10 protein-coding genes are annotated in these 12,518 nt (G+C 72.6%); 1 reads left to right on the top strand and 9 read right to left on the bottom strand.

Going from position 1 to position 12,518, the window contains the following annotated elements; genetic code table 11:
• The first annotated feature begins 189 nt into the window (after nucleotides 1-189).
• Nucleotides 190-1,419, top strand: coding sequence for a DUF349 domain-containing protein (locus CP968_RS26960; protein ID WP_150520463.1), 1,230 nt, complete (start codon nucleotides 190-192; stop codon nucleotides 1,417-1,419).
• Nucleotides 1,420-1,507: 88 nt separating this feature from the next.
• Here the strand turns inward: CP968_RS26960 and CP968_RS26955 are convergent, their stop codons facing one another.
• The 9 genes from CP968_RS26955 to ruvB form a co-directional block, all read right to left on the bottom strand.
• Nucleotides 1,508-2,650, bottom strand: a complete 1,143-nt coding sequence (locus CP968_RS26955; RefSeq protein WP_150520462.1) for a caspase, EACC1-associated type — start codon at nucleotides 2,648-2,650, stop codon at nucleotides 1,508-1,510.
• Nucleotides 2,634-3,059: an effector-associated constant component EACC1 gene (locus CP968_RS26950; protein ID WP_150520461.1), complete on the bottom strand. Its 426-nt coding sequence runs from the start codon at nucleotides 3,057-3,059 to the stop codon at nucleotides 2,634-2,636. Before CP968_RS26950 ends, CP968_RS26955 begins: the two co-directional genes overlap by 17 nt.
• Complete coding sequence (locus CP968_RS26945) at nucleotides 3,049-4,428, bottom strand: serine/threonine-protein kinase (RefSeq protein ID WP_150520460.1); 1,380 nt, start codon at nucleotides 4,426-4,428, stop codon at nucleotides 3,049-3,051. The genes CP968_RS26950 and CP968_RS26945 overlap by 11 nt, the downstream gene beginning before the upstream one ends.
• Nucleotides 4,429-4,464: 36 nt before the next feature.
• The gene (locus CP968_RS26940; protein ID WP_150520459.1) at nucleotides 4,465-6,888 is read right to left on the bottom strand and encodes a RelA/SpoT family protein; all 2,424 of its coding nucleotides are present in this window, start codon (nucleotides 6,886-6,888) and stop codon (nucleotides 4,465-4,467) included.
• 308 nt (nucleotides 6,889-7,196) lie between these two features.
• On the bottom strand, nucleotides 7,197-7,751 hold the full coding sequence (locus CP968_RS26935; RefSeq protein WP_150520458.1) for an adenine phosphoribosyltransferase: 555 nt from the start codon (nucleotides 7,749-7,751) through the stop codon (nucleotides 7,197-7,199).
• Nucleotides 7,748-8,803: a protein translocase subunit SecF gene (gene secF / locus CP968_RS26930; RefSeq protein ID WP_150520457.1), complete on the bottom strand. Its 1,056-nt coding sequence runs from the start codon at nucleotides 8,801-8,803 to the stop codon at nucleotides 7,748-7,750. The genes CP968_RS26935 and secF overlap by 4 nt, the downstream gene beginning before the upstream one ends.
• 3 nt (nucleotides 8,804-8,806) lie before the next feature.
• Nucleotides 8,807-10,582 carry a protein translocase subunit SecD gene (gene secD, locus CP968_RS26925; protein WP_150520456.1) on the bottom strand — a complete coding sequence of 592 codons (1,776 nt, stop codon included), beginning with the start codon at nucleotides 10,580-10,582 and terminating at the stop codon, nucleotides 8,807-8,809.
• Between the two features lie 155 nt (nucleotides 10,583-10,737).
• Nucleotides 10,738-11,205 carry a preprotein translocase subunit YajC gene (gene yajC, locus CP968_RS26920; protein WP_150520455.1) on the bottom strand — a complete coding sequence of 156 codons (468 nt, stop codon included), beginning with the start codon at nucleotides 11,203-11,205 and terminating at the stop codon, nucleotides 10,738-10,740.
• A 165-nt stretch (nucleotides 11,206-11,370) separates the two neighbouring features.
• Nucleotides 11,371-12,447, bottom strand: a complete 1,077-nt coding sequence (ruvB, locus tag CP968_RS26915) for a Holliday junction branch migration DNA helicase RuvB (protein WP_150520454.1) — start codon at nucleotides 12,445-12,447, stop codon at nucleotides 11,371-11,373.
• Nucleotides 12,448-12,518: the final 71 nt, after the last annotated feature.

The following is a 12,518-nucleotide window of genomic DNA, read 5'->3' as shown; positions in this document are numbered from 1 at the left end:
CGGGCCCGGCGGCCACCGGACCGGCCGGAGCGCGCTCCGTGCGGCGATATTCCGTCGTGCGGGATGCGGACAGCCGGCCCGGCGGTCGCCTATGTTGGCGTTGTGCAGGGCGGGCGCTGCCCGCCCCAGGAAACTGTGGACGATGCCCAGGGGGTGAACCCCTCGGAGGCATCAGGTGGAGGAGGCGCTGTGAGCAGCGACCCGTGGGGCCGAGTCGACGAGACGGGCACCGTGTACGTGCGTACTGCCGATGGCGAGAAGGTCGTCGGCTCGTGGCAGGCGGGGACCCCTGAGGAGGCCCTGGCCTATTTCGAGCGCAAGTACGAGGGCCTGGTGGTCGAGATCGGCCTCCTCGAAAAGCGGGTGCGGACCACCGATCTGTCCGCCAAGGACGCGCAGACGGCGATCGACCACCTGCGGACCCAGGTGGACGAGCACCATGCCGTGGGCGACCTCGACGCCCTGCGGGTGCGGCTCGACAAGCTGGTGGCGACGGTGGAGTCGCGGCGCGAGGAGCGCAAGGTCCAGAAGGCCAAGCAGGCGGACGAGGCCCGTACGGCCAAGGACGCGCTGGTCGTCGAGGCCGAGCAGCTGGCGCAGAGCGACCAGTGGCGCAGCGCGGGCGAGCGGCTGCGTGCCCTGGTGGACATCTGGAAGGGTCTGCCGCGGCTGGACCGCAAGTCGGACGACGAGCTGTGGCACCGCTTCTCGCACGCCCGCTCCGCCTTCTCCAAGCGCCGCAAGGCGCACTTCGCCTCGCTGGACGCGCAGCGCGAGGACGCCCGCAAGGTGAAGGAGAAGCTGGTCGCGGAGGCCGAGTCGCTGTCGAAGTCGACCGACTGGGGTCCGACGGCGGCCCGCTACCGCGAGCTGATGACCGACTGGAAGTCGGCCGGGCGGGCGCAGCGGGAGTCCGAGGACGACCTGTGGAACCGTTTCCGCGGCGCCCAGGACGTGTTCTTCGCGGCGCGCGGCGAGGTCTTCGCGGAGCGTGACGCGGAGCAGGTGGAGAACCTGAAGCTGAAGGAGGAGCTGGCCGAGGAGGCCGAGAAGCTCCTCCCGGTCACCGACCTGAAGGCGGCCCGTGCCGCGTTCCGCTCCCTCAACGAGCGCTGGGAGGCCGTCGGCCACGTGCCGCGCGACGCCCGGCCGAAGGTCGAGGGCCGGATGCACACCGTGGAGCGCGCGATCCAGGAGGCCGAGGAGGGCGAGTGGCGCCGCACCAACCCGGAGGCCCGGGCGCGCGCGGCCGGTCTGACCGGTCAGCTGCAGGCGGCCGTGGACAAGCTGCGCGGCCAGATCGACGCGGCCCGCGCGGCCGGCAACAACGCGAAGGCCGACAAGCTCTCCCGTGAACTGGAGGGCCGCCAGGCTCTGCTGGACCAGGCGCTGAAGGGCCTGGAGGAGTTCGGCGGCTGAGCGGACGCCGCCCGCGCGCAGGGCCCCGGTACGGACGTCCCGTACCGGGGCCCTGCCGTGTCCGGGGCCGCGCGCGGGCCGCGCCGGGCTATCCCGCGGCCCGGCTGCCGTCCTGGAGGAGGTCCAGGGCGTGTTCGAGCACCTCGCAGGCCTGGAGGTGGTTCCCGGACTCCTGGAGCAGCGCGGCGAGGCGCCGGCACACGCGGACGGCCTCGGCCCCGTAGAACCGGTGGACCTGCTGGAAGGCCTGTTCCAGCACCTCGATGGCCTCGCGGGTCTGGCCGGTCTCCTCCAGCATGTCGGCCAGTTCCAGCTGGGCGGCGAGCAGGTTCCCCTCGCCGTCGGGGAGCCGCTCGCGCAGGGCCAGGCGCAGCACGGGCAGGGCGTCGCGGGTGCGGCCGGCGGCGCGCAGGGTACGGGCGAGGCCGAGGCCCGCGGAGACCATGGCGGTGCGGACGTCGGCGGCCAGGACGGGCCCGGCCGGCGCGCCGCGCACGGCCCGGGCGCGGTTGCGGACCAGCCGGAGCCGGCCGATGCCGTTCTCCTGCGAGCACTGCGGTTGCGGCCGGTTCTTGACGCGCAGCCGGGCGGCCAGGGTGCGGTGCAGGATGTCGAGGTCGAGGAGTTCGGGCCCGTCGTGGATGCCGTCGCGCAGGATGGTCAGCAGTTCGCCGGTGAAGGCGGTGTGGCGCTCGCCGTCGGGCGCGAGGGCCACCCGGTCGCGCGGGGAGGCGGTGAGGACGTACGCGCCGTCGACGGCGACCTGGCCGGCCAGCTCGTGCTGCTCCCCGGCGAGGGTGCGGGCGGCCCGGCCGCTGAAGCAGCAGTCGAGCAGGACGATCTTGCGCCGGGCCCGGGAGGCGCGCAGGGCGGAGCGGACGTGCTGGTAGGCCACGGCGGTGTAGCCGGTGTTCTCGCGGGAGCCGTGCAGGGCCAGGTAGAGGTCGGTGGAGTCGGTGTCCCGCATCCCGTGCCCGGCGTAGTAGACGATCAGGGTGTCGGTGGCCTCCTCGCCGGCGCGCAGGACCGGGTCGATCAGCTCGGCGGGGTGCTGGGGGTCCCGGACGAGGGTGCAGTGCTGTTCGGGCAGGCCCCAGACGGTGGCGTCGCACAGCTCGGCGCCGAGGTCCTTGACGTTGGCCTCGACGGCGGGGAGGGCGGGCAGGTGGCGGTAGGCGGAGCTGCCGACGAGGACCGCCCGGGAGGCCGCCGGGTCAGGCAGTCCCGTCATCGTCCCCGGCTCCCGTGGCGTCCGCCGGTTCCAGGGCGGCGAGGACCCGGGCCAGCGCGTCGGGGTCGCGGGCGGCGTCGCCGGTCAGCCGGACCTCGTAGTCGCCGCGCCGCACGGTCAGGTCGGGTGCGGGGCGCCGGGAGGCCTGCCACTGGAGTACGGCGAAGACCAGCGAGCCGGTGGACAGGCCGCTGCCGACGGCCAGTTGGAGCAGGTCGAGGCCGAATCCCATGGGTTCGGCGGCGACGTCGGTGTCGGGCGCCCCGTCGGGGTCGTGGACGAGCCGGGTGCGCAGGCCGCCGGCCAGGGTCTCGTCTGCGGTCAGCCAGCGCAGCAGGGAGCGGAGTTCGTCCTCCGCCCCGGCGCCCGGGCCGCGCTCGTCGACCCGTAATGCGAGCTCATGCGTCATCGGTGTCCCTCTCCTGTCCGTTGTGGGCGCTGACCCGGGCGAAGAGCTCCACCGCCTTGTCGGGCGCGCCCAGCCGGGCGTGGCAGACCGCCTGCCAGTACTGGCAGGCGAGCGTGGTGGGGTGGTCGGCTCCGAGCGTCTCGTGGCAGTACGGGGCGACGCCGGCGAGCACGTCGGCGGCCTCCCGGAGGTCGCCGCGCAGGACCAGGCCGACGGCCTCGCGCTGCCGGGAGAGGGCCGTGCGCTCGGTCATCCGGCTGTGGAAGAGGCGCCGGGTGACGTCGCTGAGGGCGGGCTGCTCGGCGGCCGGCCGGCGCGCCGGGACGACGTCGACGGCCCGCCAGTCGTACCGCGGCTGCGCCTCGGGGCGCGGGGCCGGCTCCCGGTCCCGGTGCCGGTCCGCGCCGGGTCCCGGCCCGGGCAGCGCGACGGGGGCGCTCTCGTGGGCGGTCTCCGACGTGCGCGCGTCCCGGTCCCGGACGGCTGCGGGCTCGGCGGGCCCGGGCTCGGCGGACCGGGGCTCGGCGGGCCGGAGCTCGGGCGGGAATCCGGCGCGGATCACGGCGGCGGCCGCGGCGGCGGTGCCGGGGCGCAGCACCGGGTCCCGGGCGGCGAGGGCGCCCACGGCCTCCTCGATCGCGCGGGACACCCCCGGCACGTGCTGCCGCAGCGGGGGGAGGCCGCGGTAGACGACCTGGTCGAGCAGCGAGGCGACGGTGCCGTCCGGGGCGCCGAAGGGCACGGTCCCCGTCAGCATGAAGTAGAGGCAGAGCCCGACCCCGTAGACGTCGGAGGCGGCCGACGGCGGCCGGCCCGTGACGATCTCCGGGGCCATGTACAGGGGTGTCCCGATCAGCTCGCCCGGCGCGGTGACCGCGTCCTGGTCGCTCAGCCGGGCCAGGCCGAAGTCGTGCAGGACCACCCGGCCGCTCGCGGTGACCCTGATGTTGGAGGGCTTCACGTCCCGGTGCAGGACGCCGCTGTCGTGCGCGGCCTCCAGCCCCGCCAGCGTCTCCAGCGCGATGTGCCGGGCCTGCTCCGCGGTCCGCCGGCCGGTCCGGCCGACGAGGTCGGTGACGTCGGTGCCGTCCAGGAACTCCATGACCAGGTAGGGGGCCCCGTCGGCGAAGCCCGTGTCGTACACGGCCACGACGGACGGGTGGCTGATCCGTCCCAGGGCCCGGCCCTCGGCCTCGAAGCGCTCGGCGGCCTCGGCGCCCACCTGCCCGTGGGTGGTGAGCAGCTTGACGGCGACCCGCCGCCCCAGCTTCAGGTCCCGCGCGGCGAAGACCGTGCCCATGCCGCCCCGGCCGAGCACGGACTGCGGGCTGAACCGCGCGGTGAGCGCGCGCGGAAAGACTGCGGCCACGTGTTCCCCCCGGGGCGGCTTCGGCGTGTACGGCGGTCAGGGCCTCCGTGCTGAGGTCACACGGTAGACGTCGTAGACGCCCTCCACACCCCGTACGGCCTTCAGGACGTGCCCGAGGTGCTTGGGGTCGCCCATCTCGAAGGTGAACCGCGAGGTGGCCACCCGGTCGCGGGAGGTCTGCACGGCCGCCGAGAGGATGTTGACGTGCTGGTCGGACAGGACGCGGGTGACGTCCGACAGCAGCCGGGAGCGGTCCAGCGCCTCGACCTGGATGGCCACGAGGAAGACGGAGGACTGGGTGGGCGCCCACTCGACCTCCAGCATCCGCTCGGGCTGCTGGGACAGCGAGTCCACGTTGACGCAGTCCGCGCGGTGCACCGAGACGCCGCTGCCGCGCGTGACGAAGCCGATGATCGGGTCGCCGGGCACCGGGGTGCAGCAGCGGGCCAGCTTGACCCACACGTCGTCGACGCCCTTGACCACGACCCCCGGGTCCGCGTTGTTGCGGCGCTTGCTCCGGCCGCGGGCCGGCGGGATGCTCTCCTCGATGTCCTCGTTGGCCGCCTCCTCGCCGCCGAGGGCCTGCACCAGCTTCTGCACGACGCCCTGCGCGGCCACGTGGCCCTCGCCGATCGCCGCGTACAGGGAGGAGATGTCCGGGTAGCGCATCTCGTGGGCGAGGGTGACCAGGGAGTCGCCGGTGAGGATGCGCTGGATCGGCAGGTTCTGCTTGCGCATGGCGCGCGCGATGGCGTCCTTGCCCTGCTCGATGGCCTCGTCGCGGCGCTCCTTGGAGAACCATCCGCGGATCTTGTTGCGGGCGCGCGGGGACTTGACGAAGCCCAGCCAGTCCCGGGACGGGCCCGCGCCCTCCGCCTTGGAGGTGAACACCTCGACCAGGTCGCCGTTGTCGAGGGTGGATTCGAGCGGGACGAGGCGGCCGTTGACCCGGGCCCCTATGGTCCGGTGACCGACCTCGGTGTGGACGGCGTACGCGAAGTCCACGGGCGTGGCGCCGGCGGGCAGCGCTATCACGTCGCCCTTGGGCGTGAAGACGAAGACCTCGTTGCGGGAGAGGTCGAAGCGCAGCGAGTCGAGGAACTCACCGGGGTCCTCGGTCTCCTTCTGCCAGTCCAGCAGCTGGCGCAGCCAGGCCATGTCGTTGACCGTGTCGTGGCCGGCGCTGCCCTTGGCGGCCTGCGGGACGTCGGTGCGCACCTTGGAGGTGCCGGCGACGGTCTGCTGCTTGTACTTCCAGTGCGCGGCGATGCCGTATTCGGCGCGGCGGTGCATGTCGAAGGTGCGGATCTGCAGCTCGACGGGCTTGCCGCTGGGCCCGATGACCGTCGTGTGCAGCGACTGGTACATGTTGAACTTGGGCATCGCGATGTAGTCCTTGAACCGGCCGGGGACCGGGTTCCACCGCGCGTGCACCGTGCCGAGGGCGGCGTAGCAGTCCCGGACGGTGTCCACCAGGACGCGGATGCCGACCAGGTCGTAGATCTCCGCGAAGTCGCGGCCGCGGACGATCATCTTCTGGTAGACGCTGTAGTAGTGCTTGGGGCGCCCGGTGACGGTGGCCTTGATGCGGGCGGCCCGCAGGTCGGCCTGGACCTCGTCCGTGACCACGGCGAGGTACTCGTCGCGCTTGGGGGCGCGCTCGGCGACCAGCCGGACGATCTCGTCGTACATCTTGGGGTAGAGGATCGCGAAGGCGAGGTCCTCCAGCTCCCACTTGATGGTGTTCATGCCCAGCCGGTGCGCCAGCGGGGCGTAGATCTCCAGGGTCTCGCGGGCCTTCTTCTCCTGCTTCTCCCGCTTGAGGTAGCGCATGGTGCGCATGTTGTGCAGGCGGTCGGCGAGCTTGATGACCAGGACGCGCGGGTCCTTGGCCATGGCGACGACCATCTTGCGCACGGTCTCGGCCTGCGCGGCCTCGCCGAACTTGACCCGGTCGAGCTTGGTGACGCCGTCGACGAGCAGGGCCACCGCGTCGCCGAAGTCGCGGCGCAGGTCCTCCAGCCCGTACTCGGTGTCCTCGACGGTGTCGTGCAGCAGGCCGGCCATGAGGGTGGCCGGGTCCATCCCGAGCTCGGCGAGGATGGTCGTCACCGCGAGCGGATGGGTGATGTAGGGGTCGCCGCTCTTGCGCTTCTGGCCGCGGTGCCAGCGCTCGGCGACCTGGTAGGCCTGTTCGAGCTGGCGCAGCGTCGACGTCTCGATCTTCGGGTCGTTGCTGCGGACTATGCGCAGGAGCGGTTCCAGCACCGGGTTGTACGGGTTGGAGCGCTGCACGCCGAGGCGCGCCAGACGGGCGCGCACCCGGTTGGAGGACCCGGCCGACTTCGCCGGCGCGGGCTTGACCGGCGGGGCCGGCGGGGGCGTGGCGGCGGGTGCCGCGGCCGGCTCGGCCTGCGGGTCGGGCTGCGCGGCGGAGATTGGCTGGACCTCGTCTGGCAAGAGCGCTCCTCTGGGGGTCCCCCCGGGCGGCGTCCGGGGGGAGGATCCGGTGCCCCGGTCAGGTCCGGATAACCCATGGTAGCGAGGGTTGCGCCAGGCCGTTCGCCGAGCCCGGGCCCGGGCGGTCCCGGTACGGGTTCCCGGCCGCGGGAGCCGACCGGCGACGCCCGGCCGGGGCCCGACGCACGAAGCGGCGGCCACCCGGAGGTCCCGGGTGGCCGCCGCTTCGCGAACAGCTTCGGTCAGGCACGGTCACAGACGCGCCCAGACGCGTTCGGATGCGATCCGAAACCGCGCACGGGGTCCGATCAGACCACGATCAGCGCGTCCAGCGGTGCCCCGCCGAGCGCCCCGTCCAGCCGCTTGCGCCCCGGCAGGAACGACAGCTCCATCAGGACCGCCACGCCCGCGACCTCCGCTCCGGCCCGCCGGATCAGCTCCAGCGAGGCGCCGGCGGTGCCGCCGGTGGCCAGCACGTCGTCGATGACCATGACCCGGTCACCGGCCGACAGGTCCTCGGCGTGGACCTCGATCTCCGCGGTCCCGTACTCCAGCTCGTAGGACTGCGCGAGCGTGGCGCCGGGCAGCTTGCCCGCCTTGCGCACCGGCACGAAGCCGATCCCGGCCTGCACGGCCACCGGAGCCGCCAGGATGAACCCCCGCGCCTCCAGCCCGACGATCTTCGTCGCGCCGTACCGCCCGGCGAGCTCCACCAGCGCGTCCGTCAGCGCGGCGAACGCCTTCGGGTCCGCCAGCAGCGGGGTGATGTCCTTGAACATCACACCCGGCTTCGGGTAGTCCGGTACGTCCCTGATCCGGCTGAGCAGCAGCTCGCGCGCGGACTGCGGGAGCGCCGCCGTCATCGGCGCCGTCCCGGCCGGCCCGGCGCGACGGCCTGCGGCTCGTCGGAGCCCTCGGGGCCGCCGTCCGCGGAGTCGCCCCTGTCGGCCCCGGCCGCCCGCTTGGCGAGCACCCGCTTCTTGAGGGCCTTCATCGCCGGCTCGCGCTCCTTGAGGTCCACGACCAGCGGGGTCGCGATGAAGATCGAGGAGTACGCACCGGCCGCGAGACCGACGAACAGCGACAGCGAGATGTCGTTCAGCATGCCGGCGCCCAGGAAGCCGCCGCCGATGAAGAGCAGCGCGCCGACCGGGAGCAGCGCCACGACCGTCGTGTTGATCGAGCGGACCAGCGTGCCGTTGATGCTGCGGTTGGCGATCTCGCTGTAGGTGAAGCGGGTCTGCTTCGTGATGTCCTTCGAGCCCTCCTTGAGACCGTCGAAGACGACGACGGTGTCGTAGAGGGAGTAACCGAGGATCGTCAGCAGACCGATGACCGTGCCCGGGGTGACCTCGAAGCCGACCAGCGCGTACACGCCGACGGTGATCGTGAGGTCGTGGATCAGGGCGATGAGGGCGGCGACGGCCATCCGCCACTCGAAGGCGATGGCCAGGTAGATCACCACGAGCACCATGAAGATGCCGAGGCCCGTCCAGGCCTTGTTCGCGATCTGCTCGCCCCAGCTGGGGCCGACCAGGTCCGCGTTGATGTCCGCCTCGTTGACCTTGAGGTCGGTGGCGAGCTGCTTCTTCACGTCCGCCGCGGCGTTGGTGTCCAGACCGGAGATCTGGATGCGCAGGCCGCCGGTGCCGAGCTCCTGGACGATCGCGTCGTGGCCGGAGGCCGCCTCCGAGTCCTCGGTGGCCTTGGCGACCGAGACGGCCGTCTTCGGGGTGGTGAAGACGGCTCCGCCCTTGAACTCGATGCCCATGTTGAGGCCCTGTACGGCCAGGGCCACGATCGCCGTGATGGTGATCAGGATGGAAACGCCGTACCAGAGGAAGCGCTTGCCGACGAAGTCGTAGCCGACCTCACCGCGGTACAGCTTGGCGCCGAGATCTCCCAGCTTCGACATCTCTCACGCCTCCTTTACGTCGACGGGTGCGGGGGCGGAACCGGTGCGGCGGGACCGGCGCAGCGGGGGCTTGGCGCCGAGCCGCTTCGGGTCCAGCCCGGACCACGGGTGACCGCTGGCGAAGAAGGTGGTGCGGGCCAGCAGCGTCATGATCGGCTTGGTGAAGAGGAACACCACGACCACGTCGAGCAGGGTGGTCAGCCCCAGGGTGAAGGCGAAGCCCTGCACCTTGCCGACGGTGACGATGAAGAGCACCGCGGCCGCCAGGAACGACACGAAGTCGGAGACCAGGATGGTGCGCCGGGCGCGCGGCCACGCGCGCTCGACGGCCGGTCGCAGGGTGCGGCCCTCGCGGATCTCGTCGCGGATGCGTTCGAAGTAGACGATGAACGAGTCCGCCGTGATGCCGATGGCCACGATCGCGCCGCAGACCGCGGGCAGGTTCAGCGCGAATCCGATGCCCTTGCCGAGCAGCGCCATGATCGTGTAGGTCAGCACCGCCGAGACCATGAGGCTGACGATGGCCACGAAGGCCAGTCCGCGGTAGTAGACCAGCAGGTAGATCACGACGAGGAGCAGGCCGATGGCTCCGGCGATCAGGCCGGCGCGCAGCTGCTCGCCGCCGAGGGCGGCGGTGACGGTGGTGACGCTGTCCTCGCTGAAGGAGAGCGGCAGGGCGCCGTACGAGAGCATGTTGCCCAGGTCCTGCGCGGACTGCTGGGTGAAGCCGCCGGAGATCTGGGCGTTGCCGCCGGTGATCGCGGTGCTCACGGACGGGTCGGAGACGACCTCGCCGTCGAGGACGATCGCGAACTGGTTCTGCGGGGGCTGCTTGGCGGCGAGCTCCCCGGTGACCTTCGCGAAGTCGTCGCTGCCCTTGTCGTTGAAGTCCATCGTGACGATCCACTGACCCGACTGCGGGTCGATGACGCCCTTGGCGCTCTTGACGTTCTTGCCCTCGACGCCGGCCGGGCCGAGGACCCACTTGCCCCAGGTGCCGCCGCGCTGGCCGCAGGCGAGCGTGGGCTCCTCGGGCTTGGCGCCCTTGACGGCGGCGCGCTGCGCCTCGTCGGTGCAGTCGAGCTTGGCGAACTTGGCCTGCAGGTCGGCCGCCGCGGCCTCGTCGGGACCCGGCGTCGTGGACGCGGAGGGCGACGGGGCCTTGTCGTCTGCCTTCTTCGACTCGCTCGCCGTGGGCGAGGGAGAGGGGGCGTTCGGGGCCTTGAGGGCCTCACTGAGCGCGCGGCCCTGGGAAGTGGCGCTGGACGACGGGGAGGGCGTGGGCGAGGTGCTGCCCTCGGCCTTGGGAGCGCCCGAGCCGCTGGCGGAAGGGGCCGGGCTCGGGGTGCCCTCGGGCACGGCGGGTGCGCCGTCGGCGAAGGCGATGACCGGGCGGAAGTAGAGCTGGGCGGTGGTGCCGACCTGCTCGCGGGCCTGCTTCTCGTTCATCCCCTTGGGGATGTTGACGATGATGTGGTCCTTGCCCTGCGTCTGGACCTCGGCCTCGGAGACGCCGAGACCGTTGACGCGGCGCTCGATGATGCCGACCGCCGTGTTCATGTTGGTCTCGTTGATCGCGTCCGGCTTGCCGGGCTCGCTCTTGGCCTTGAGCGTGATGCTCGTGCCGCCCGCGAGGTCGATGCCGAGCCGGGGAGTCGTCTGCTTCGAGAGGAACATCCCCGCGGTGAGCGCCACCATCGCGATCAGGATGATCGCCAGGGCGCGCCCCGGCCTCCCCTGAGCCCCCGTGGGCCGCCGGCCCTTGTTCGGTGCTGCCACCTTGTCGTTTCTCCCTGTCCAACCGCCCCGCGCCGGGTCAGCGCGCGGACGGCCACGAAATGTGTGGTGGGGACCCCTGCCCCCCGCAGAAGTGGGTCACTGACCGGAACCGCGACGGCCGCCGGTCAGGCGCCCCCGCGGTCCCCGGCCGCGCGCTACTTCGCGCCGGCCTCGCCGTCGGTCCGGCCGTCCTTGGGTCCGTCGTCCTCGGAGTCGTCCTTCTTGCCCAGGTCGAGCTTGGGAGCCTCGCCCTCGTCCTTGGTGAGGTCGGCCTTGGGGGCCTCGGTCAGCGAGGACGCGTCGTCCGGTACGACCGGCGTGTCGGTCGGGGTGACGTCCGCGGTGCCGTGGACGATGCGGTTGTACTCCTCGTCCTCCAGGACGGCGCCGATGGAGTTCTTCGCGTACAGGGCGTGGACGCCGGGGGCCACCTCAAGGGTGACGGTGTCGTCCCCGATCTCCTTCACCGTGGCGTACATGCCGCCGATGGTGCGGACACCGGTGCCGGGCGTCATGTCGTTGCGCATCTGCGCGGCCGCCTGCTGCTTCTTCTTGGCGGAGCGGGTCATCAGGAACATCGCCCCGATGAGCACGATGAACGGGAGGAAGGTCACGAGATTCACGGGACGGAGATCCTTCGCACGACCGCACGCGGACGGCGGCCTTTTCTACGGGGGTGGGCATGCCGACCCGAAGGGTCGGCATCGGCGGAGTCTAGGCGAGTCCGCACCGATGGAACAACGCCCAGCATGGCATCGCAGTTCCTGAGGGGGCGAACGTCCGCGCCGTCAGGCCCCGAAGAGGCCCTGTTGTCCGCTTGATCCGCTCCCGCCCTGCCGGGGCGGTACGAGTCCCAGGTGGGCCCATGCGGCGGGCGTCGCCACCCGTCCCCGCGGGGTCCGCGCCAGCAGGCCCTCGCGGACCAGGAACGGCTCGGCGACCTCCTCGACGGTCTCCCGCTCCTCCCCCACGGCCACGGCCAGCGTGGACAGGCCGACGGGGCCGCCGCCGAACAGTTTGAGCAGCGCCTCCAGCACGGCCCGGTCGAGCCGGTCGAGCCCGCGCCCGTCGACCTCGTACACCTGGAGGGCGGTACCGGCCACCTCGCGGTTGATCACGCCGTCGGCGCGGACCTGGGCGTAGTCGCGGACCCGGCGCAGCAGCCGGTTGGCGATGCGCGGGGTGCCGCGGGAGCGGCCGGCGATCTCGGCGGCGCCGGCCGTGTCGATCTCCACGTCGAGCAGCCGCGCGGAGCGGTGCAGGACGCGCTCCAGCTCCTCGGGCGCGTAGAACTCCATGTGCCCGGTGAAGCCGAAGCGGTCGCGCAGCGGCGGGGGCAGCAGGCCGGCCCGGGTGGTGGCGCCCACCAGGGTGAAGGGGGGCAGCTCCAGCGGGATCGCGGTGGCGCCGGGGCCCTTGCCGACGATCACGTCGACGCGGAAGTCCTCCATGGCCATGTAGAGCATCTCCTCGGCGGGCCGCGACATGCGGTGGATCTCGTCGAGGAAGAGGACCTCGCCCTCCTGGAGGGAGGAGAGGATCGCGGCGAGGTCGCCGGCGTGCTGGATGGCGGGGCCGGAGGTGATCCGGATGGGGGCGCCCATCTCGGCCGCGATGATCATCGAAAGGGTGGTCTTGCCGAGGCCGGGCGCGCCGGAGAGCAGGACGTGGTCGGCGGTGGCCCCGCGCTGGCGGGCCGCCTTGAGGACGAGGTCGAGCTGCTGGCGGACCTTCTCCTGGCCGACGAACTCACCGAGGTCCTTGGGGCGCAGCGCCGCTTCGACGGCGGTGTCCTCGCCGTCCGCCGAGGCCGCGACGAGGCGGTCGGCTTCGGCGGTGGCCTCGGTGTCGTCGTCCCAGTTCACGAATGTCTGCCTTCTCGGTGCGTACGGGGTCTGTGCGGGTCGGTCGCGGTGGGGGCGGCCGAGGCCCGCCG

Source organism: Streptomyces subrutilus (assembly GCF_008704535.1).
Lineage (GTDB): Bacteria > Actinomycetota > Actinomycetes > Streptomycetales > Streptomycetaceae > Streptomyces > Streptomyces subrutilus.
The sequence above is the reverse complement of the archived record's forward strand: the minus strand, read 5'-3'. Positions and strand labels throughout refer to the sequence as shown.

Excerpts from the sequence above, each read along its gene's own strand:
- CP968_RS26955 (WP_150520462.1), bottom strand. The coding sequence starts at position 2,650 with ATGACGGGACTGCCTGACCCGGCGGCCTCCCGGGCGGTCCTCGTCGGC.
- CP968_RS26950 (WP_150520461.1), bottom strand. The coding sequence starts at position 3,059 with ATGACGCATGAGCTCGCATTACGGGTCGACGAGCGCGGCCCGGGCGCC.
- CP968_RS26935 (WP_150520458.1), bottom strand. The coding sequence starts at position 7,751 with ATGACGGCGGCGCTCCCGCAGTCCGCGCGCGAGCTGCTGCTCAGCCGG.
- secF (WP_150520457.1), bottom strand. The coding sequence starts at position 8,803 with ATGTCGAAGCTGGGAGATCTCGGCGCCAAGCTGTACCGCGGTGAGGTC.